Annotated in this window: 18 protein-coding genes and 1 riboswitch; of the genes, 9 read left to right on the forward strand and 9 right to left on the reverse strand. The window is 65.4% G+C overall.

Translation table 11 applies throughout. The features are described from left to right. Positions 1–47: 47 nt before the first annotated feature. The 3 genes from tilS to dacB are packed head-to-tail and all read right to left on the reverse strand — an operon-like array spanning position 48 to position 3,429. Positions 48–923: a tRNA lysidine(34) synthetase TilS gene (gene tilS, locus FZI91_RS20800; protein WP_162526653.1), complete on the reverse strand. Its 876-nt coding sequence runs from the start codon at positions 921–923 to the stop codon at positions 48–50. 56 nt (positions 924–979) lie between these two features. Further along, positions 980–2,050 carry a zinc-dependent metalloprotease gene (locus FZI91_RS20805; RefSeq protein WP_155941010.1) on the reverse strand — a complete coding sequence of 357 codons (1,071 nt, stop codon included), beginning with the start codon at positions 2,048–2,050 and terminating at the stop codon, positions 980–982. Further along, on the reverse strand, positions 2,050–3,429 hold the full coding sequence (dacB, locus tag FZI91_RS20810) for a D-alanyl-D-alanine carboxypeptidase/D-alanyl-D-alanine-endopeptidase (RefSeq protein ID WP_239001935.1): 1,380 nt from the start codon (positions 3,427–3,429) through the stop codon (positions 2,050–2,052). The genes FZI91_RS20805 and dacB overlap by 1 nt, the downstream gene beginning before the upstream one ends. A gap of 165 nt (positions 3,430–3,594) precedes the next feature. Here dacB and FZI91_RS20815 point away from each other — a divergent pair, with 165 nt between their 5' ends. Further along, on the forward strand, positions 3,595–4,083 hold the full coding sequence (locus tag FZI91_RS20815; RefSeq protein WP_162526618.1) for an inorganic diphosphatase: 489 nt from the start codon (positions 3,595–3,597) through the stop codon (positions 4,081–4,083). On the opposite strand, the gene FZI91_RS20820 is transcribed toward FZI91_RS20815, so the two are convergent. After that, the gene (locus FZI91_RS20820) at positions 4,080–4,778 is read right to left on the reverse strand and encodes an MmpS family transport accessory protein (RefSeq protein WP_162526619.1); all 699 of its coding nucleotides are present in this window, start codon (positions 4,776–4,778) and stop codon (positions 4,080–4,082) included. The genes FZI91_RS20815 and FZI91_RS20820 overlap by 4 nt on opposite strands. Positions 4,779–4,891: 113 nt before the next feature. Between FZI91_RS20820 and FZI91_RS20825 the strand changes: the two genes are divergently transcribed. After that, positions 4,892–5,413 carry a 2-oxo-4-hydroxy-4-carboxy-5-ureidoimidazoline decarboxylase gene (locus FZI91_RS20825; protein WP_155941183.1) on the forward strand — a complete coding sequence of 174 codons (522 nt, stop codon included), beginning with the start codon at positions 4,892–4,894 and terminating at the stop codon, positions 5,411–5,413. Positions 5,414–5,433: 20 nt separating this feature from the next. On the opposite strand, the gene FZI91_RS20830 is transcribed toward FZI91_RS20825, so the two are convergent. Next, a complete protein-coding gene (locus tag FZI91_RS20830) occupies positions 5,434–5,853 on the reverse strand; it encodes a hypothetical protein (RefSeq protein WP_162526620.1) in 420 nt (139 codons plus the stop codon). Between the two features lie 46 nt (positions 5,854–5,899). Further along, positions 5,900–7,210, reverse strand: a complete 1,311-nt coding sequence (locus tag FZI91_RS20835; RefSeq protein ID WP_155941013.1) for an aminotransferase class V-fold PLP-dependent enzyme — start codon at positions 7,208–7,210, stop codon at positions 5,900–5,902. 32 nt (positions 7,211–7,242) lie between these two features. Then, positions 7,243–7,355: riboswitch (SAM riboswitch) on the reverse strand. Positions 7,356–7,598: 243 nt separating this feature from the next. Here FZI91_RS20835 and FZI91_RS20840 point away from each other — a divergent pair. Continuing rightward, positions 7,599–8,564 carry a TerC family protein gene (locus tag FZI91_RS20840; RefSeq protein ID WP_155941014.1) on the forward strand — a complete coding sequence of 322 codons (966 nt, stop codon included), beginning with the start codon at positions 7,599–7,601 and terminating at the stop codon, positions 8,562–8,564. A 24-nt stretch (positions 8,565–8,588) separates the two neighbouring features. On the opposite strand, the gene FZI91_RS20845 is transcribed toward FZI91_RS20840, so the two are convergent. Continuing rightward, positions 8,589–9,365 (reverse strand): SIMPL domain-containing protein, encoded by a 777-nt coding sequence (locus FZI91_RS20845; protein WP_155941015.1) that lies wholly within the window; start codon positions 9,363–9,365, stop codon positions 8,589–8,591. 296 nt (positions 9,366–9,661) lie between these two features. Between FZI91_RS20845 and FZI91_RS20850 the strand changes: the two genes are divergently transcribed. From FZI91_RS20850 to FZI91_RS20860, 3 genes are read left to right on the forward strand one after another with little or no spacing between them, the layout of a single operon-like run. Then, positions 9,662–13,675, forward strand: coding sequence for a Pls/PosA family non-ribosomal peptide synthetase (locus FZI91_RS20850; RefSeq protein WP_162526621.1), 4,014 nt, complete (start codon positions 9,662–9,664; stop codon positions 13,673–13,675). Continuing rightward, entirely contained in the window at positions 13,672–15,024 is a 1,353-nt protein-coding gene (locus tag FZI91_RS20855) for a M1 family metallopeptidase (protein WP_155941016.1), read from the forward strand. The genes FZI91_RS20850 and FZI91_RS20855 overlap by 4 nt, the downstream gene beginning before the upstream one ends. Then, the gene (locus FZI91_RS20860) at positions 15,021–16,283 is read left to right on the forward strand and encodes a hypothetical protein (RefSeq protein ID WP_162526654.1); all 1,263 of its coding nucleotides are present in this window, start codon (positions 15,021–15,023) and stop codon (positions 16,281–16,283) included. Before FZI91_RS20855 ends, FZI91_RS20860 begins: the two co-directional genes overlap by 4 nt. Before the next feature lie 83 nt (positions 16,284–16,366). Here FZI91_RS20860 and FZI91_RS20865 read toward each other — a convergent pair whose 3' ends face one another. Then, a complete protein-coding gene (locus tag FZI91_RS20865) occupies positions 16,367–17,752 on the reverse strand; it encodes a wax ester/triacylglycerol synthase family O-acyltransferase (protein ID WP_155941017.1) in 1,386 nt (461 codons plus the stop codon). Positions 17,753–17,925: 173 nt separating this feature from the next. Here FZI91_RS20865 and FZI91_RS20870 point away from each other — a divergent pair, with 173 nt between their 5' ends. Together FZI91_RS20870 and FZI91_RS20875 are read left to right on the forward strand one after the other, a co-directional pair. Continuing rightward, on the forward strand, positions 17,926–18,636 hold the full coding sequence (locus FZI91_RS20870) for a glycosyltransferase family 2 protein (protein WP_309224192.1): 711 nt from the start codon (positions 17,926–17,928) through the stop codon (positions 18,634–18,636). Then, positions 18,633–19,031: a DUF2304 domain-containing protein gene (locus tag FZI91_RS20875; RefSeq protein WP_162526622.1), complete on the forward strand. Its 399-nt coding sequence runs from the start codon at positions 18,633–18,635 to the stop codon at positions 19,029–19,031. Before FZI91_RS20870 ends, FZI91_RS20875 begins: the two co-directional genes overlap by 4 nt. On the opposite strand, the gene FZI91_RS20880 is transcribed toward FZI91_RS20875, so the two are convergent. Next, positions 18,990–19,922, reverse strand: coding sequence for a GDP-mannose 4,6-dehydratase (locus tag FZI91_RS20880; protein WP_162526623.1), 933 nt, complete (start codon positions 19,920–19,922; stop codon positions 18,990–18,992). The two genes, FZI91_RS20875 and FZI91_RS20880, sit on opposite strands and share 42 nt — an antisense overlap. A gap of 69 nt (positions 19,923–19,991) precedes the next feature. Here FZI91_RS20880 and FZI91_RS20885 point away from each other — a divergent pair, with 69 nt between their 5' ends. Then, positions 19,992–21,764 (forward strand): hypothetical protein, encoded by a 1,773-nt coding sequence (locus FZI91_RS20885; RefSeq protein WP_155941019.1) that lies wholly within the window; start codon positions 19,992–19,994, stop codon positions 21,762–21,764.

Below are 21,764 nucleotides of genomic sequence, written 5' to 3' on the forward strand. Positions count from 1 at the left end.
TTGACCAGGACATAGCGCGCTGTTCCTCTATGAATGCACCGAAATCGCTAGACGTCGTGGACGGAGAGCACCAGCTGGTCGCCGGACCTGGAGGCCACCAACCGCTGGTACGGCAGACCGGCGCCCACCGCAACTCCACCCTGCCCGCGCCACTGCATGATGAGCGCATCCACCGCACGAATCTGGTTGTCGTTCAGGTCCTGCGCACCACCGGCCAGCAGCCACACCCTGATCACCCGCCGCCGCACCGCCGGCTCCAGGCCACGCAGATCGGAAATCCCAAGGGACTGCGAGCCCGAATAGGCCGCCCGCGCCCGCGCGTCGAGCGCGTCCCCGTCGTCTTGCAGCGAGGCCGCGGTACGGGCCAGTGCCTCGGCGACACCGCCACCGAGGACCTGCTCCAGCAGCGGCAGCACCTCATGGCGCAGGCGGACTCTGACGAATCGCGCATCCACGTTATGCGGGTCTTCCCACGGAGTAATTCCTAATTCGACACAGGCAGCACGTGTTTCGCTGCGGCGAATATCGAGAAGGGGGCGACCCCACGGGCTATCCCAGGGCCGCATACCGGCGATGGACCGGCCACCGGATCCCCGCCCCAGTCCGAGTAGCACCGTTTCTGCCTGATCATCGAGCGTGTGAGCGAGCAGCACCGGAAGCGTGCCCCTCGCCTGCTGCAGCGCAGCGTACCGAGCGGACCGCGCGGCCGCTTCGAGTCCGCCCGCACCGTCGACGGTCACCGAAAGCACCAACGCCTCAAGGCATCCCAAGTCCAGTGCCTGGCCTCGCGCACGGGCTGTCACCTCGGCAGAATCCTGCTGCAGCCCATGATCGACGATGAGCGCGGTCACCGCCCAGCCCTGTGCAACGGCACCGGCGGCGAGCGCCAACGAATCGGCGCCACCGGAGAGCGCCACGGCCACGTCCGTCACACCCGGTAGGTGTTGTGCTCCAAATGCTTTGACCGCTCTTCGCAGCGCTAAAGAACTCGGGCGATCCATTGATCCGGGTTCTCGATCTCGGCAGGTTTAGGCAATGTCTCGGAGTCGTGCCAGACGGTGTTGAAGCGCTCCATCCCGACCGTCCCCACCACATGGTCGACGAATCGCTTGCCGCGGGTGTACTGGCGCATCTTGGCGTCCATGCCGATGAGCGCACGGATGATCCGCTGCAGCGGTGGCTGCTTGCGTGAACGCCGCGCCTCGAACCGGGACCTGATAATGGACACCGACGGAACAACCGCGGGCCCCACCGCGTCCATGACGTGGTCGGCATGGCCTTCGAGCAGCGTGCCGAGCACCAGCAGGCGGTCCAGTGCGTCCCTGCCCTGTTCTGACTGCATGGCGCGCAACAGATCGACGATCCCGTTCTCACCCTGCCTCTTCGGGGAGCGCACAAACTCGGCCAGCCTGCCGAGCATGGCCGTCACGTCCTCCTCCTGCTCGTGCGCGAGTGACGCCAACGTCCCCGACATGTAGCCAGCCAACCACGGGTTGGCGGAGAACTGGACGCGATGCGTCACCTCATGCAGGCACACCCACATCCGGAAATCGTTGGGCAGCACCCGAAGTTGGCGTTCCACCGCGATGATGTTCGGGTACACCAGCAGCAATGCCCCAGTTCCGTCGGCGGTGAATGGGTCGTACTGCCCGAGAATGCCTGACGAGATGAATGCCAGTACCGCACCGGTTTGCGCCCCGGCGACACGTCCCGAGACGAATCCCGGGGCTCCGTCGCCACCGCCGGCCATCAGCCGCATCGACTCTGCGGCGGCGGCAATCCAGCTGGGCCGGTCGATGATCCGAGCCTCCGGTACGGCCAGACCGTCGGCCAGACCGGTGACCTCACGCACCGGACTCTCCGCGCGCCGCGCCGCGTCCCCCAACTCGACGATCGCCTGCTGGCGGGTGTACTCGGTAGTCGGCGGCGCCGGCCGGGCCAGCTTGGCGCCGAAGGTCGCGGCGAACTCCCAATTGACCATGCGGCCCATCGTCAACTCGGGATGCTCGGTTGCAACTCCGCCATCCGCGACCCGGCCCGATTCGGTCATCAGCTACATCCGCATGACCGGAGCACTCCCGCGGTCGCGTCGACCGCATTGCGCGCCGTCGGGGCAGTGGCGTGGTTCTGCATCAAGGCAAAGGTCAGCACCCGCCCGCTCGCATCGGTAACCACCCCGGCAAGCGTGTTCACTCCGGTCAGCGATCCGGTCTTGGCGCGCAACCAGCCGGCGGAGCTACGATCCTGCAGGACAAAGCGTTCCGAGAGCGTGCCGCTGCCGCCGGCGATCGGAATAACATCCAGCAGCGGACGCAGCTTCGGGTGATCGGGACCGGCGGCCCCCAGGATGACGTCGTCGAGAGTGCGCGCGGTGACTCGGTCATCCACCGACAGCCCACTCGAGTCACGCAGCGTCAAACCGGTGAGATCGACTCCGACACCACGCAATTGGCTCGTGACAGCATCGACGGTGCCGGTAAAGCTCTGTGCCCGGCGCGACGCCAGGGCCACCTCGCGGCCGATGGTTTCCGCCATCACATTGTCGGAGCGGTTCATCATGTCCCGTAGCCGCTCCATCAGCGGTGCCGACTGAACAGACGCAATGGTTTTCGCCGTCGGCGGGGCGGTATCCAACCGCACCACGTCGGGGTCCACGCCGAGTGCCGTGGCCAGTGCCCGGCCCGCGTCGAGGGCCGGTGTGGTGGATCGGCGCGAGTCGGAGTCGGCGGGCTGGGTGCGTCCGGCATCAAGCATGACGGCCTCGATGGGTGCCACGTCGCCGCCGTCAATATCGGCCGGATCCCACCCCGGCGCCATCGACGGGCCCCCAAACCGACTGATATCCACCGTGATCGAGGTGACGGTCACGCCCGACCTACGTACCTGGTCGGCCAGGTCGCTGATCCGCGCGGCATCGCGGTAGTAGGTGTCGGTACCCGGGGGTGCCGCACTGAGGATGGGATCTCCGCCGCCGACCAGGGTTACCAGTCCCCGCTGCCCGGCGGTATCGGCCACCACCGAGGTGGTGAGCTTGCCGTCTCGGTCGAGGGTCAGCAGCGCCGCCGCCGCCGTCAATGTCTTGTTGGTGGATGCGGGCACCATCGGCACGTCGGAGCCCTGCTGCCACAGTTCGCGGCCGCTCAGCGCATCGGTCACCCGGCCGGTGAACATCGCCAACGCCGGATCCGACAATGCCTTGTCCAGTGCCCGCGCCAGACCATCCTCGGTGGGAATCGGAGCACTGTCAGAGACCGGCACGACGACAGGTTTGGGTGTCACCAATGCCGGCTGAGAGTCGGCGGATTGGGATTGCCGAGGCGCCGAGGCGCCCGTGGTCAGGGACGCCACGAGCACCAACGCGGCAATCGCCAGCACCACCGCGATGGCGAGCAGCGCGTGGGTGGAACGCTGCCAACGACGCGGATCCAAAGCAGCGCCTCGTCCCGATTGCTGGAGGCCCCTCCCAGTCGTGGGGGCCTCATCGGAAGCCCTGGGCGTCACCATGCTCTGCAGGGTATCGCTATCCTGGTGCGCGCCCGGGATGAGCGCTTGCGCGAAGACCAACAGACTTAGTCGCGATTAGAGGAGCAGGTAGTGGAGTTCGACGTCACCATCGAGATCCCCAAGGGTCAGCGCAACAAATATGAGGTCGATCACGAGACCGGCCGGGTGCGGCTGGACCGCTACCTCTACACCCCGATGGCCTACCCCGCCGACTACGGCTTCATCGAAAACACGCTCGGCGAGGACGGCGACCCGCTGGATGCGTTGGTGCTGCTGCCCGAGTCCGTGTTCCCGGGCGTGATCGTCGAGGCGCGGCCCGTGGGCATGTTCAAGATGGTCGACGACGGCGGCGGTGACGACAAAGTGTTGTGCGTGCCCGCCGGCGACCCGCGCTGGGACCACATCCAGGAGATCGGCGACGTGTCGAGCTTCGAGTTGGACTCCATCAAGCACTTCTTCGTGCACTACAAGGATCTGGAGCCCGGCAAGTTCGTCAAGGCTGCCGATTGGGTGGGGCGCACCGAGGCCGAGGCCGAGGTCATCGCGTCATTCGAGCGCCTGAAGACCCAGGGGCACTAGCCCGGCATAGGCGCCTTGCACGCAGCGGAAAGTACGGTACCGCTGTCCGTGGAGACCACCACGCCATCGACGTTGATCGAACAGCTGACGCCTGTCCCGAGGACGGAGAGGGTCAGCGGGATGCTCGTGTTCGTCCGGGTCACCGACATCGACCACGGCAGTGAGGCGTTAGTAATCCGCACGAAGTCTGTGTCGGTCGTGTAGCCGATCTCAACAGGAAAATTGACGGTGTCGGCCGGCGCATCGTTGCGCCACGCACTGTAGGTGACGCTCTTTGCGCCGTTCCCCGAGCCGCCGGGTCCCTGACCCGTCGTCGGCACCGGCTTCGGCGCCTCGGTCGTGGTCGGAACCGGCGGCGCTTCGGTGGTTGTGGGCGTCGTCTCCACACCGGTGCTGGTATTCGGCGGCGGAGGTGACGGCGGAGGCGGCTCGGTCGTGGTGATCGAGGGCAACGGCACGTCGTTGGGCCCCGTCCAGGTCGTCGACGGGGTGACCGTGACGGTTGTCGGGGCGGCCACCTCGGTACGACGAGTGATGACCAAGATCGAGGTCAGGGCTATCGCCAGCACCGCCAGCACGCTGACGCCGGCAACGATCCACGGCCATTTCGGCGGCTTGGGATCTTCTGGATACGGAACCGCCTCGGTCGGCGGCCACGGCTCCTGCGGATACTGCTGCCACGCCGGATCTGTCACTGTCCCCCACTCCTCCCCGCTCGGGCTGAGGCAATGTTACGTCGCGTTAAGCTCCTGCAAAATCAACCGTCTCCCTCTAGCGAACTATCCGAGGGGGACGAATCATGGTTTCTATGTTGATGCATCAGGGCATCGGCCGCGAGACGTTCAACCGGATGCCCGATACCAAAGCGGTCCACGCGCTGTACGAGTGCGGCGGAAGTGTGACGTGGGCTCGGAAGATCGCGGCGGCGCGGCCATTCGCCGATCACGATGCCCTGCTCCGCCTCGCCGACAATGAACTGTTCGCGTTGTCCGAGGAATCGCTGGATGAAGTACTGATCGCCTATCCCCCGCTCGGAAAGCGCCCAGGAAGTGCACGTTCTCACGCGGAACAGTGCGCTATCCGCGACGAAACCCCCGGCATGATGGCCGCGTTGCGTTCCGCCGCACATCGGTACGAGCACCACTTCGGCCATCGGTTCGTCATGCATATGTGCGGACAAGACGGTGCCTCCGTACTACAGGCCATCTCCGACCGGATGCATCACGACGCGGATACCGAACGCAAGGTGACTCGCAACGAGCTTGCGAAGATCAACCGCACCCGGCTGGAGCGCATGCTCGGCCCCGAGGGTGGTTACGACAACTGGTAATCAGCCGCCGACGGCACAGGCTATGCCGCCAGCGGGACCCGCTGCGACAGCAACGCCAGCGCGTGGCGCGCGGCACAGTCGACATCAGTGCTCGGTGATGCCGGGATCAGGGTCACACCGTCCGCGACGCCGGCCAGGTAGATATCAGTGATCAGCCCGGCAAGGCCCTCCGGCGTGCCCGCATAGGACACCGCGGCGGGGGGTTCTAGGGTCGCGAAATGCTTACGTGCCGATCGTGAATCGGACTCGATATGCACGTGAACGTCGAGAATCACTCCGGGCGATTCACCCCGGGCGCCCCGCACCCCGTGCCTGATGCGCTGGGCGTGTTTGAGGTCGGGCGCCGTGACACGCTGTGTCGGCCCAGCACCGCTGGTCAGCTCCACCCATTCGGCAGCGGTCTCAATAAATACGCGAAATGCCTGATCTCCTGCTGCCACGGCGCTCACCGTATCGACCGCCCATCGACCCTCGCCAGCGTTGCGTTCACACCGAACCAAACGGCCTAGGTCCCGAAATCCTTCCCAGGAAATCGGGAAGTGGGCGCGAATCCTCGGCCGGGCCGACTTGTCCGTCGCGCTCGGTGTAGCTCAAACTCGGGCCGTTGTGGACGAGTTCGCCGATTGCCTCGAGGAGGCGGGTGATGTCGCTGGCGGTGGTTCCCAATCCGATGCTGGCGCGCACCGCTCCCGCGGGTGCACCCAGCCTGGCCAACAGCGGGTGCGCGCAGAACCTGCCGTCCCGCACCCCGATGCCGTGTTCGGCGGACAAATAGGCGGCCACGACCGAGGGTGCGTATCCCGCGACAGTGAAGGACACGATGCCCAGCACGTCACGGCCCTCGACCCAGATGCGCAGGGTGTCAACGCCTTCGATGGCATCCAGTCCGACGAGCAGTTGCGCAGTGAGCGCTTCCTCCACGTGGCTCGCTTCATCGAGGGCTCCCAAGGCCTCGCACGCCGCCGCTACCGCGGCGACGCCGACCACGTTCGGGGTTCCCGCCTCATGCCGCCCAGGACCGGTGATCCACTCCGTGCCGTCGAGGCCGACATTGCGAACCGCTCCGCCGCCGGCGAGATAGGGCCGCGCGGCATCCAGCCAGTCAGCCTGTCCCACAAGTACTCCCGCGCCAAAGGGTGCGTACAGTTTGTGCCCGGAGAAGGCGAGGTAATCGATACCCACCGCCGCCAGATCGATCCTGCGGTGCGGCACCAGCTGCGCCCCGTCCACCGCGATCCTGGCCCCGTGCCGGTGAGCGACTGCCGCGAGTTCGGCCAGCGGCAGCACCTCGCCGGTGACATTGGAGGCGCCGGTGACCGCCAAGAGTGCGGCGGGACGTCGCGCCAGTTCGTCGTTCAGCGCGGCCACGGTATCGGCGACGGTGGCCCGATGCTCGACCACTCGGGCGTCATATCGCTGCCAGGTCAACAGGTTTGCGTGGTGTTCGATATCGAGCACCACCACGTCACCTGGCACGGCCGAGGCCAGCAGGTTGAGCGAGTCGGTGGTGTTGCGGGTGAAGATCACCTGGTGACCGTCGGGGGCTCCGACGAAGTGCGCCACTCTGCCCCGGGCCCCTTCGTAGAGGGCGGTGCACACGCGGGAGGCGTATCCGGCCCCGCGGTGCACGCTGGCGTAATACGGCAGCAGCTCGGTGATGTGGTCGGCGACATCGCTGAGCGCGGGCGCGCTGGCCGCGTAGTCGAAATTGGCGTACCTAATCCAACCACCTTGGGCCAGAGGAACTTTGGTATCGGACCCCACAACGCGCGCGACCGCTACTTCGGAAACTGACATGTGACATCCCGTCTCACCGGACCCGCACGGCGAGTCCACGCTTGCCGCACCCGGTCGGGCACGGCCAGGTCGTCACCTGGAGCACCCCACCGTGGAGGAGGGTTGCCGACCAGCTAGCCAGGGCTTGTCGCTGGTTCTCATGACCTGTCCGGAGTGTGCCCGGCCGCCGCGGTCACGGTCAAGCGCATTGCGCACGGTGATTCAAATCCGGGATTTCACTCCCGATTTTCCGTTCCCGGCGCCATAGGGCACACTGGCTACCGGAGGGGAGTATTCCTTCGCTGCGGTGTCGTCATCACATCGGCCATTGTCGGTCCGGTCGGTGCCGCAGGCCGGCCACCTGCCGGCGGAAGAGACCTCCGGCGTTTTGACGACCGGAGGTTATTCAATGCAGGTATCCCAGCTCGAATGGATCATCACCCTGGGCGTGACGATCGCGATCCTGTTACTGGACATCGTCGTGATCGCCCGACGGCCACATGAACCGACGGTCCGGGAAACCGCTACCGCGCTGAGTATCTACATAGGCCTGGCGGTGGCGTTCGGCCTGTGGGTGTGGTTCTTCCACGGCGGCCAGTTCGGGCTGGAGTTCTTTGCGGGCTGGCTCACCGAGTACAGCCTGTCTGTCGACAACCTGTTCATCTTCCTGATCATCATGGCCAGCTTCAAAGTGCCCAGGGTGTATCAGCAGGAGGCGTTGCTGGTCGGCATCATCCTGGCGTTGATCTTCCGCGGCATCTTCATCGCGCTCGGCGCGGTGGCCATCAACGAGTTCTCCTGGATCTTCTACCTGTTCGGCGCGTTCCTGGTGTACACCGCGATCAATCTGGCGCGTGACACCGAACATGACGACGACGGCGACAACGCCGTGGTGAAGTTCGCCCGCAAGCATCTGCGCACCACCGACAAATGGGACGGCCTGAGCCTGTGGGTCAAGGAAAACGGCGCCAGACTGATGACGCCGATGTTCCTGGTGATCGTCGCGCTGGGCACCACGGACCTGCTGTTCGCGCTCGACTCGATACCGGCCATCTACGGGCTCACCAAGGAGCCCTACCTGGTGTTCACCGCGAACGTGTTCGCACTCATGGGCCTGCGACAGCTGTACTTCCTGCTGGGTGACATGCTCAAGCGGCTGGTGTACCTGTCGCAGGGGCTGGCGTTCATCCTCTTCTTCATCGGCGTGAAGCTCATCCTGCATGCCCTGCACGAGAACGAACTGCCCTTCATTAACGGCGGCCATCCGGTGCACGTGCCCGAGATCCCCACGCTGGCGAGCCTCGCGGTGATTGTGGTGACGCTGGCCATCACGACGGCGGCCAGTCTGTACAAGACCAGACGCGCCGCCGAGTAGCAGTCCACGCCGAGCCAATGACTGCTAGGGCTCGACCCCGAACGTCATCGAGATCACCGCGGTGATGTCCTTGTCGATGGTGGAGGTGTCGTAACTGCCGCCATCCTTCACGTCGGTCGAGTTGGGCCTGGTGATCTGGAATACCCCGGTCTTGACCGCACGAACGCCGCCCACGCGGCTGCCCGCGTTCTTGGTGATGGTGTCGGCACGGATGCGCGCGTCCTTGGCCGCCTCGGCCAGCATCTCGACCCGCAGGTCGGCGAGCTTGGTGTAGAGGTATTGCGGCGCATCGGATTTGATGGTGATTCCTCTGGTGAGCAGATCCGACGCGGTCTGGGCGAGCTCCGTCACCTTCTGCACGTCGGGCAGAGACACGTCGAAGTCCTGCCACATGTCGTACGCGATGGTCTTTCCGGTGTCGCGGCCGTTGGCGTCCTTCTCGGGTATCGCCGTCGTCGCGATCGCGCCCACTTTGATCGCCGTTTCGGGTACGTGCTTCTCGTCCTTGAGGTACTTCATAACGTCCGCGATGGACCTCTTCAGGTCCGTGTAGGCCAGCGGTCTGGTATCTCCCCGCACTCCGACGGATCCGTGCCACGTTCCGTAATCGGACTTGATCGATTTCGTTGCGGAACCGGTCACCTGGATCGTGTCATTCCCGTCACCTCGGATGACAAAGCTCTTGCGCCCAACCAGATATGCACCCAGCACCAGTGCCAGCGACACAATCACGACGGCGATCAGTGCCTGCTTCGCACCGAATCGACCCGACGTTCCGGACAGTGACGACGCTTCCGACATTGTTTCCCTCCCCTTCGCTGACACATCAGCGCTATAGCAATCAACTGCCGATCAGCATAATTCATAAGTTGCTAAAAGCCAGCGGTGTCACTTCTGGATTGCTCGCGACCGGTGGCCCGCGCCTGCCGCGGAGCTGGCCCTCGGGTTCTCACAAAGGCAAACTCTGCGACGCAGGCCTCACCCCGCCCGCGCGACCCGTTCCGCGCGGCGCCGGGCCGAGCCGCACCCAGACCGATAGGCTCGCTGCGATACCCCTCCAGGCCCACAGAACCGACGCGGAAATTACGAGGAGAAGCGTGACCGGCCCCGACGAGTCACCCACGAGCCGCGCGCGCGAAGAGGCACCGGATTCGGTGCCCGACTCCGCGCCTCCCCCGACATCTCACGAGGGTCCGGCCCACCCCGTGCCACCGCAATATCTCCTCGGCAAGTCCGCGCCTCCCTCGCGCACCCTGATCGACATCCTCTACTCGACGGCCGCGGAGAATCCCGATGCTCCCGCCATCGACGACGGCACCGTGCAGCTCACCTACTCCGAACTGATCGCCGACGTGCAGGCAAGCGTGGAATGGCTGGGCTCGCGCGGAATCGGGCGCGGTGACAGGGTCGGCATCCGCATGCCCTCGGGCAGCTACTCGCTCTACGTGGCGATCCTGGCGACCCTGGCTGCGGGGGCCGCATACGTTCCCGTCGACGCCGACGATCCCGAAGAGCGCGCGGCGCTGGTATTTGGTGAGGCGCAGGTGGCCGCGATCATCACCCCCGATGGGCTGGTTCGTGGCCCAGGGTCCTCACGAGGCTGGCGCGCAACAGAACCATCACCCCGCGACGACGCGTGGATCATCTTCACTTCCGGTTCCACCGGCACCCCTAAGGGTGTCGCGGTGACGCATCGCAATGCCGCTGCCTTCGTCGACGCCGAAGCACAGATGTTCCTGCAGGAAAACCCGATTGGCCCAGACGACAGGGTGCTCGCGGGGCTGTCAGTGGCCTTCGACGCCTCGTGTGAAGAGATGTGGCTCGCCTGGCGCTATGGCGCCTGCCTGGTACCCGCACCGCGTTCCCTGGTGCGCAGCGGCATGGATCTGGGCCCATGGCTGGTGTCCCGCGATGTCACCGTCGTATCGACGGTGCCCACCCTGGCCGCACTGTGGCCGGCTGAAGCACTGGAGGCAGTGCGCCTGCTGATTTTCGGCGGCGAGGCCTGCCCACCGGACCTGGCCGAGCGGCTGGCTACCGGAGAAGACGGTGCCGCACGCGAGGTGTGGAATACCTATGGCCCCACCGAGGCCACCGTGGTGGCCTGCGCGGCGAGGTTGGACGGAATCAGCCCCGTAAGCATCGGATTGCCGCTGCCCGGCTGGGATTTGGCGGTAGTGGATGCCAAGGGCAATCAGGTGGCCTACGGCGAGATCGGTGAGCTGGTCATTGGCGGCATCGGCTTGGCCAAGTATCTCGACCCGGAGAAAGACGCCGAAAAGTACGCTCCCCTAGATACTTTGGGATGGTCGCGGGCATACCGCAGCGGCGATCTGGTGCGCCTGGAGTCCGACGGGCTGTACTTCCAGGGCCGCGCCGATGATCAGGTGAAGGTCGGCGGTCGGCGGATCGAACTCGGCGAGGTGGACGCAGCCCTGGTCAACCTGCCCGGGGTGAGCGGCGGCGCCGCCGCGGTGCGCAAGACCGCCAGCGGCACCCCACTGCTCGTCGGCTACATCGCTAGCGCCGACCCCAACTTCGATATCGCCGCCGCCCGCGCCAGCCTGGCCGCATCACTTCCCGCGGCACTAGTGCCACGACTGGTCAAACTGGACGAACTACCCACCCGCACATCGGGAAAGGTCGACCGCAACGCATTGCCGTGGCCTCCGCCGGGGGCCAGCGCCGATGACGACGCCGCCGACCTGGGCGGCACCATGGGCTGGCTCGCCGGATTATGGCGCGACATTCTGGCCGCCCCGATCGACGGGCCCGCGGCCGACTTCTTCGCGCTCGGCGGCGGATCGCTCTCCGCGGCGCAGTTGGTCGCGGCACTGCGGCAGCGCTATCCGCAGGTAACCGTCGCCGATCTGTACGACCAGCCGAGGCTCGGATCGCTGGCCACCTATCTGGATGAGCTGGCCCCTCCCGTCGAGGTCGAACCACGGATCGTCAAGCCGGTCCCGCGACTAGCCGAGCTGACACAGCTTGCCGCGACGGTTCCGCTGACCACACTCACCGGTCTGCAGTGGGTGACCTGGCTTGCCCTGGCCAACAATGCATTTGCGACATTCAGCCACGTTCCATGGCTGGTCACCGTCAACTGGTGGGTAGTGCTGGCGGCATTCTTGCTCTTCATCACCCCCCTGGGTCGCATGAGCATCACCGTCATCGGGGCCCGGCTGCTGCTATCCGGCGTCAAGCCCGGCACCTACGAACGCGGCGGGAGTGTGCATCTGCGGGTGTGGATCGCCGACCGGCTTGCCACCGCCAGCGGTGCCGAGAACCTTTCTGGCGCACCGTGGATGGTGTACTACGCAAGGGCCCTGGGAGCGCGTGTCGGCAATGGCGTCGACCTGCACTCCTCACCGCCGGTAACCGGCTGGCTCACCCTGGGGCACCGAAGTTCCGTCGAACCCGAGGTCGATCTGTCCGGGCATTGGGTGGACGGCGACAAATTCCATGTCGGCCCCATAGTCATCGGTGATGACGCCACCGTGGGCGCCCGAACCACCCTGCTTCCCGGTGCGGTCATCGGCAAGAACGCTGACGTGGCGCCGGGTTCCGGTGTCGTTGGGCGGGTGAAGAACGGCCAGTACTGGAAGGGCTCACCGGCCGTAAAGTCCGGCAAGGCCCGGCACCCGTGGCCCGATTATCGACCACCCCGTGCCGCACAGTGGATTGCGATCTACGGCATCACCTCCGTCCTGATCGGCGGGCTGCCCCTGCTGGCGCTGGCGGCCGGACTGGCGGTGGTGGCGTTCGGCATCAGAGACGCCGCCACGATCTGTGAAGCCATTGTGCCCGCACTCATCTGGACGCCGGGCGCAGCGCTGGTCAGTGTGCTCGTCTACGCCGGCATCACCGTCGTCCTGGTGCGGCTGCTGTCGATCGGCGTGCACGAGGGATACCACCCCGTCCGCAGTCGGCAGGGATGGCAACTGTGGGGCACCGAACGCCTGATGGACGCCGCCCGCAACTACCTGTTCCCCATCTACGCGAGCCTGCTGACTCCGTGGTGGCTGCGCATTCTGGGCGCGAAAATCGGTAAGGACACCGAAATTTCGACGGCGCTACTGGTACCGAAGTTCACCGAGGTTGACGACGGAGCCTTCCTGGCCGACGACACCATGGTCGCCTCCTACGAGCTGGGCGGCGGTTGGATTCACATCGCCAAGGCCCGAATCGGCAAGCGCGCCTTCCTGGGAAACTCCGGGATCACCCAGCCCGGCCGCAAGGTCCCCAATGATGCGCTGGTCGCCGTACTCTCGGCGGCCCCGCACAAGGCGAAGTCGGGCTCTTCCTGGATCGGCAGCCCGCCGAAGCGGCTGCGCCGCAAGGCCGATGACGCGGATGCCACGCTCACCTTCGAGCCGCCATTCCGCCTCAAGGTCATGCGCGGAATCGTGGAAACCTGCCGCATCATCCCGATCATCGTGACGTTCGGGATCGGCGTCGGAGTGCTGCTAACCCTGCAGACGATCGCCATCCGTTTCAACTTCTGGGTGGCCGCCGCGCTGAGCGGCGTGGTGCTCCTGGTTGCGGGACTGGTGGCCGGAGTGGTGAGCGTGGTGGCCAAGTGGGTGGTGGTGGGTCGCACCCGGGCCGTGGAGAAGCCGCTATGGTCATCGTTCGTCTGGCGCAACGAGGTTGCCGATACGTTCGTGGAAACCGTTGCTGCCGTGTGGTTTGCGCGGGCGGCCTCGGGAACGGCGATGCAGAACTGGTGGCTGCGCGGTCTGGGTGCCAAGATCGGCCGCGGGGTGTGGTGCGAGACCTACTGGCTGCCCGAGGCCGACCTGGTGACTCTGGGTAAGGGCGCCACCGTGAATCGTGGCTGCGTGGTGCAGACGCATCTGTTCCACGATCGGATCATGCGGATGGACACCGTCGTCCTCGGCGAGGGCGCCACCCTGGGGCCGCATTGCGTTGCACTGCCTGCCGCCGAGCTCGGCGCGGGGGCCACCGTCGGTCCGGCCTCGCTGGTGGTGCGCGGTGACGTGGTTCCCCCGTCCACCCGGTGGCAGGGCAACCCGATTTCGCCGTGGGGCAAGCTGGACCCGATGGCACCAAAGAAATCCAAGGCCGGCAAGGGATCTAAAGCCGCATGACCAAACCAGGCAAGAAGGCAGCCAAACGGCTCCCCCCACGGCCTCCCGTCATCGACCCCTACCTTCCGCAGAACGGCAACTACGGATACCGGGTGTCCCGCTACGAGCTGGATCTGGAATACAAGGTGGCCATCAACCGGCTAACCGGTAGCGCGACCATCACCGCCGTCACCCTCGCCACACTCAAGGAGTTCACCCTCGATCTCGCCGATACTCTCGGCGTCTCAAAGGTAACTGTGAATGGCAGGCGTCCAGCACATTTCGGACACCGCGCCGGCAAGGTCACTGTCAAGCTGGTTACCGCCATTCCGGCCGGGGCGGCCATGACGATCGTGATTCGTTACGGCGGATCACCGCGCCCCATCAACACCATGTGGGGAGATGTCGGATTCGAGGAGCTATCCAACGGGGCGCTGGTTGCCGGGCAGCCGAACGGCGCCGCATCCTGGTTCCCCTGTGACGATCACCCCAGTTCCAAGGCAAGCTATCGCTTCATCATCAGCAGCGACAGTCCGTATTGCGTTATCTCGAATGGGGAGTTGATATCCCGACGCGTGCGGGCCACGCACACCATCTGGACCTACGAGCAGCCCGAGCCGATGGCGCCGTACCTGGCGACCCTGCAAATCGGCGACTACCAAACGCTCAAGCTCGCCAAGAACCCCGTCTCGATGAGCGCCGCCCTGCCGTCACGCTTGCGCGATCGGTTTGAGCACGACTTCGGCAGGCAGCCGCAAATGATGAAACTGTTCATCAAGCTGTTCGGCCCCTACCCATTTGCCGCCGGATACACCGTGGTGGTTACCGACGACGAGCTCGATATCCCCCTCGAAGCTCAGGGGGTTTCGGTGTTCGGCGCCAACCACTGCAATGGGGATCGGCACTCCGAACGGCTCGTCGCGCACGAGTTGGCACACCAGTGGTTCGGCAACAGCGTCACCGCGCGCCGCTGGCGCGACATTTGGCTCCACGAAGGGTTCGCCTGTTACGCCGAATGGCTGTGGTCGGAGGAATCCGGTGGACCGTCGGCCGATGCGCGTGCCCGCCACTATCACCAGAAGCTCAAGGACCTTCCGCAAGACTTGATTCTGGCCGACCCGAGCCCGCAGCTGATGTTCGACGATCGCGTGTACAAGCGTGGAGCGCTGACATTGCACGCGTTGCGCCTGCGTCTCGGTGAGACGAAATTCTTTGCGCTACTACAGGACTGGACCACCCGATACCGGTACTGCACCGTCATCACCGATGACTTCACGGGCCTGGCCGCCGCATACTCCGACGAATCGCTGCGGCCACTGTGGTCCGCGTGGCTGCACGAGAAACAACTCCCGCCGTTGGATCGGAAGTGACCGACGCCGGTCCCAGCACCCGCTCCAGCGTCGCACGGATCGGTGTCGCCACGGCAATCAGCGCGATCTGCGGCTACACCGTGCTCTACCTGGCGGCCCGCGAGCTTGGCCCCGCGTTGTTCTCGGTATTCGGAGTATTTTGGGGCGCTTTCGGTTTGGTGACTGGTGCGGCCAACGGGCTGCTGCAGGAGACCACCCGCGAAGTGCGGCTCTCGCTGGCCCAGCGGGAACACTCGCCGCTGGCCACCACCCTGCCGATCAGAATCGCATTCGCCTTCGCGATCGCATCCGTGGTCGGGATCGTCGGCACCGCACCGCTGTGGGCATCACACGTGTTCACCGAATTCCATTGGCTCAGCGTGGCATTGCTCGCCGGAGGGCTCGCCGGATTCTGCATGCACGCGACCACGCTGGGCGCACTGGCGGGGTCCAGTCGCTGGACCCAGTACGGCGTACTGATGGTGACCGATGCCGGAATCCGTTTGGTGGTAGCCGTTGTCACGTTCGTGGCCACCCTCGGACTCGTCGGATACCTCTGGGCCACGGTCGCCGGATCGGCGTCCTGGCTGCTACTCGCGGTGGTGTCGAAGCCCACGCGCGAGGCACTGAAGGTACCGGCACTCGTCGACATGATGGAGTTCCTGCGCGGCGCCCGGCATTCGATCGCCGCGGCCGCGGCCAGCGCCGTCCTGGTAATGGGATTCCCGGTGCTGCTGCAGTCGACCGCCGGTGATCTCGGCACCACCGGCGGTGTGGTGATCCTGGCCGTCACGCTGACCCGCGCCCCGCTTTTGGTGCCGCTGACGGCATTACAGGGCAACCTCATCGCCCATTTCGTGGACGAACGGGATCGGCGCCTGCATGCATTGCTGACACCCGCGGCCATCATCGTGGGAGTCGGCGCGGTGGGCATCGCGCTGGCGGCATCCGTCGGCCCCTGGCTGCTGCGCACGGCCTTCGATCCGGCGTATCAGGCAGGCGGTCCGCTGCTGGGCTGGCTGACTGCAGGCGCGGTGATGATCGCACTCCTGACCCTGACCGGGGCCGCCGCCGTCGCACACGCCCGCCACCTCGCGTATTCGGCAGGGTGGGTCAGTGCCACCGTGGTATCGACCCTCTTGCTGCTGCTGCCGCTCGAGCTGGAGGAACGAACGGTCATTGCGTTGATCGGCGGACCCGTCGTCGGCATCGTTGTGCACGTGGTCGCGCTGGCGTTCTGGAGCGACAAGCCGGGGACGCTCGATCCCGCAATCGACTGAGTTCTTTGCGCGAGTGTGCGCCTACGCAGACATTTCGGCCGAAATTTCTGTCTGAGCGCACATTCGGCGGCGCGCTTAACCCGTCAGATCCCGGCGGCGTGCTCCAACGCCACGAGCGCGGCCTCAAGCCCGTCGGCCATCTCGTCGATATCGGGAGCGACCTCCGGCGTCGTGACGAATCCAAAGTCCATGTGCTCCATATAGGAGAAGCACGTGATGTTCAGGGCCACGTCCATGACGGGCGGTCCCAGCGGAATCATCGACTCCAGCCGAGCACCAGCCATATAGAGCGGGAACGGTGGTCCCGGGACGTTGGACAACACCAGGTTGATCGGCGCCAGATTCCGTGACAGCCCGCTGGCGGTATATGCCCGCGCCGCCAACTGCAGCAGCCCAGGCGGCGTCGTATCGGTGAGCCCCATGATCTGGTGCGCCGACATCGCCCGCGCCATTTCTTTGGCGCCCTGCGTACCCACGTAAATCGCCCGGATCCGCTCGGCCGGATCATCAATGTCCGTCGCCAGTGAGACGGTCATCGAGCTGATCTTGTTGCCGACCTCGCCACCGGTCTCCTCCGTGCGCACCGAGACCGGAATCTGGACCACGAGGGGCTCTTCCGGTAGCTCGTCGCGTTTGGCCAGATAGTCGCGAACCGCACCAGCAATGATCGCCAGCACGACATCGTTGACCTTGACCCCGAATGCATCCTTGACGGCCTTGACGCGTGCCAGGTCAAGGCGTCCGCCGGCAATCCTCCGATGCGGCGATACCGCAGCGTTGAACCGGGTGTGCGGAGCTTCGAAGAACCGGGGCGTCTTGCGGGCCACACCGAACACCGCGAGCTGCTGCCGGACCGTTTGCTCGACCAATCGCGCGACCCGATACGGCGTCTTGACACCCACATTGATCAGCGCACTCAACAGGATGCGCTCGCGGCTCGGCAGACTCAGCCCCACCAGCGAGCCAACCGTCTCGTCAGGTGCGGGCCGGGGCTCGGGAGCGATATCCATCAAAATCTCGCCCAGCCCCGCGCCGGAGACACCGTCCACGATGGCGTGGTGCATCTTGGTCAACGTGGCGACGCGCCCACCCTCGACACCCTCGATGACCCATAGCTCCCAGAGCGGTCGCGACCTGTCGAGCTTGTAGGACATCAACCGGCCGGCCAGTTCTTCCAGCTCCTTGCGACCGCCGGGCGCGGGCACACCGATGCGGCGGATGTGAAAGTCGGGGTCTAGCTCCTCGTCTTCGACAAACCACGGCCGGTCCAGTCCCAGCGGGACATCGGTGACCCGCCAGCGCAACTGCGGCATCGACGGAAGCCGCTCGATGATGAGGCTGCGCACCCGCTCGAAGCTGTAGTCCGGCGCATCGGTGGGGTCATAAATCGACAGTCCCCCAATGTGCATGTGCCAGCCCGCCGTTTCGGCGTGCCAGAACGCCGCATCTACCCCAGACAGCCGTTGCATGGCGGCAACATTAGTGCCGCCACCCTCCGCTTCCAGCGAAATGGCAGGACTGGTCGGCGACGAGGCCTGAAATGAACTTTGATGTCAAAAGTTCGGTGATCAAGCACCCGTCTGTGCAACGCTCACGCTGGTAGAAACGGGCCATTTGGGCCACCGGTGCTACCTTGATCCCAGTGAGCATCCCAGGGAGCAACAGCGCCAATGCTGATACCTGGCTGGTCATCCCCGCCTACAACGAGGGACCAGTCATCGCCGACGTCATCGCCGCGGCGCTCGGCACGTTCCCCAACATCGTGTGTGTGGACGACGGCAGTGCCGACCGCTCCGCAGCCCTTGCACACGGCGCCGGAGCGCACGTGGTCCGTCATCCCGTCAATCTGGGGCAGGGCGCAGCGATTCAGACCGGTGTCGAATATGCGCGTGCACAGCCTGGCGCCCAAATCTTCGTCACCTTCGACGCCGACGGCCAACATCAGGTCAAGGATGTCGTGGCGATGGTCGATAGGCTGCGACTGGAGCCGCTCGACATCATCGTCGGCACCCGGTTCGGTGCCGGGTCGGCACCCGGCCACGTGCCGCTGATCAAACGGGTGGTGCTGAAAACCGTTGTGCTGCTGAGCCCCCGCACTCGCCGCCTCAATCTGACCGACGCCCACAACGGTCTGCGTGTCTTCAACCGAACCGTCGCGAACGGCCTCACCATCACCATGAACGGTATGGGCCACGCCAGCGAGTTCATCGCGTTGATCGCCGAAAATCATTGGCGGGTCGCCGAACAACCCGTTGACATCCTCTATACCGAGTATTCGATGGCCAAGGGCCAGTCGCTGATCAACGGGGTCAACATCATGTTCGATACCGCCTTCCGCAGGAGGTTGCCGTGAGCGTCACCTGGATCCAGCCACTGCTGATCGTCGCAGTCCTGTTACTGCTGGTGTACCTACTGCGCTCACGCAGCACCGCCCAGGCCAAAGCCTGGGTCAAGCTTGGGTTCGTGGTCTTCGTGATCGCCGGTGTTTACGCCATCCTGCGTCCCAATGACACCACCACAGTGGCGCATTGGCTCGGCCTGGGCCGCGGTACGGACCTGATGCTGTACGCGCTGATCATTGCGTTCGCCTTCACGACGCTCAGCACCTACCTGCGTTTCAAGGATTTGGAGCTGCGCTACTCGCGGCTCGCGCGCGCGGTCGCATTGCGCGGTGCCGAGCCCCCGGAGGGTTCGATCAACCCTGGGCTAGCCCCGGAAGAAATCAACAGTCCGGCCGATTCCGTCTGATAGCGCCACCTTGGGTTCCCAGCCCAGCACCTTCTTGGCCAGGCTCACGTCCAGGCAGGACTGACGCAGATCGCCCAGCCGCGGCGGATGAAATTCCGGATCATCGGTTGCGCCCGCGGCTGCTGCCACCAGTGAATGCAATTGCCGGTCACTGGTTTCCACACCGGTACCAACGTTGAATCGCTGGCCGCCGCCATCCGGGCCCGAGGCGCGCACGAAGGCCTCCACCACGTCGTCGACGAATACGTAGTCGCGGGTGTTGCCGCCGTCACCGAACACCTTGGTGGCGCGTCCCGACAGCAGTGCCTGCGCGAAGATCGCGACCACGCCGGCCTCACCATGCGGATCCTGGCGCGGCCCATACACATTGGCCGGCGCGATATGCGAGCACTCCAGTCCGTACAGGTGCCGGAAGGTGTTGAGGTAAATCTCGCCGGCGACCTTGCCCGCCGCGTACGGCGAGTGCGGATCGGTGGGGACGGCCTCGCTGGTGGGGATCTGCTCCGGGGTGCCGTAGATGGATCCACCCGAGGAGGTGTGCACGATCTTGCGCACTCCTGCCTTGCGTGCGGCCTCGGCGAGGCGCACCGTGCCGACCACGTTGACCGAGGAATCGAACTGTGGATCGGCGACCGAGTGGCGCACGTCGATCTGCGCGGCCAGGTGGAAGATCACCTCGGGCGAGTACTCGGCGACGACGGCGTTCAGATCCGCCTCGACGATGTCGTCCTTGACGAAGGTGAACCGCGACTGCGCCTCGGCAACCTCCAGATTGGACACCTTGCCGGTAGCCAGGTTATCGAGTCCCGTTACCTCGTGCCCGTCGGCCAGCAGGCGGTCGACCAGTGTCGATCCGATAAATCCTGCGGCTCCGGTAACCATTGCCCGCACGTGGTGACTCCTCTTAGCTCGGGACAGCTCTCCGATTGCGCCCCCACCCTACCGATAGGGTCTGCCCCAATGCCTGTTGCCAGAACCAACCGTGTTGCCGTCGCGGCGGCGGTGCTCATCGTGGTGCAACTCGTGGTTCGCGGCGTGCTGGCCTTTGGGGGGGACTTCTACTGGGACGACCTGATCCTGGTCGGCCGGGCTGGCACGCAGGGGCTGTTCTCGCCGTCGTACCTATTCGACGACCACGACGGGCATGTCATGCCCGCGGCCTTCCTGCTGGCGGGCATGATCACCAAGCTCGCGCCGCTGACGTGGTTCTGGCCGGCGCTGAGCCTGGTGGTCCTGCAAGCCCTGGCATCACTAGCGCTGCTGCGGGCGTTGTGGGTGATCCTGGGTTGGCGGCCAGTGCTGCTGGTGCCGCTCACGTTCGCGCTGTTCACACCGCTGGCAATACCGGGATTCACCTGGTGGTCGGCGGCATTGAACTCCTTGCCCATGCTGACCGCCATGTGCTGGTTCGTGGGCGATGCGGTCTTGCTGGATCGCACTGGAAACCGCAGGTACGCGGCGACGGCAATGCTGTCCTTCCTCGGCGGGCTGCTGTTCTTCGAGAAGTCGGTGGTCATCCCGTTCGTGGCATTCGCGGTGGTGGCGCTGTTGGCCTATCGACGCGGGGACCGATGGGCCTCGCTCACCCTGACCTGGCGGCGGGGCACATTGTTATGGGTCCCCGCCGGCGTGCTCACCGCAGCGTGGATCGCGCTGTATCTCGTGGTGGTGGACCAGAAGCGGTGGAGCACCGATCTGTCGATGACGTGGTCGCTGTTGCAGCGGTCATTCACCCATGGCGTGCTCCCCGGCCTGGTGGGCGGGCCGTGGCGCTGGGACCGCTGGGTGCCGAGCTCACCGTGGGCCGAGCCGTCGTCGTTCGTGATCGGGCTCGGCGCCGGAGCGCTGATTGCGACGATCGCGCTGACCTGTTTTCGTAAGCAGCAGCTCGGCCTGGTCTGGCTGACACTGCTGGGGTACCTGGTTACCAGCCAGGCGCCGATCTACCTGATGCGCTCGTCGGCCTTCACGGCATTGCTGCTCGCGCAGACCTTGCGCTATCTCCCGGACCTGGTGGTGGTCGCGACGCTCCTCGCGGCGGTGGGGCTGACCGCACCGAACCGCCCGGGCAGCTGGCGCCTGAACAGTTCTTCTCGGCGCACCATGGCGATCACTGTGGCGCTCAGTCTCTTCGTCGCGAGCAGCTTGGTATCGACCATCAGCTATCTGCACAGTTGGCGCAACAACCCCGCAGCGCCCTATATCGCCAACGTCAAGGCCTCGCTCGCCGCGGTCGCGGATGGGCCGGCGGTGCTCGATCAGGAGGTCGACCCGCTGGTCCTGCAAAACGTGGTGCGACCCGAGAATCTGCTGAGTCACATGTTCGCCCTGGTCGAACCCCGCCCGGAGATCGGTTCCACCACTACACAGTTGCGAATGCTTGACCGCAACGGTCACCTGCTGGATGCCCAGGTGACGTGGGTTCGCTCCCTCTCCGAGGGGCCGGTCGGCGGATGCGGATATCTGGTCCAGTCCCTCGAAACCATGCCGCTGAGTGGGCCGCTGCTCCCCGCGGACTGGATCGTCGAACTGAATTATCTAGCCAACACCGAGGGCGCGGTGTGGGCGTCACTCACCAACGGGCCGCCGGTCAAGGTTCCGGTACGCCCAGGGCTCAACCGGGTGTTCATCAGACTCCCAGGTTCGGGAAATACACTTACCCTGCAACCGATTACGCAGTCGCTATCGCTGTGCATCGCCGTTGGGCCGGTGGGGGCACTCGCTCCCCGGTAG

The sequence above is a fragment of the Mycobacteroides sp. CBMA 271 genome, from assembly GCF_009729205.1.
GTDB lineage: Bacteria > Actinomycetota > Actinomycetes > Mycobacteriales > Mycobacteriaceae > Mycobacterium.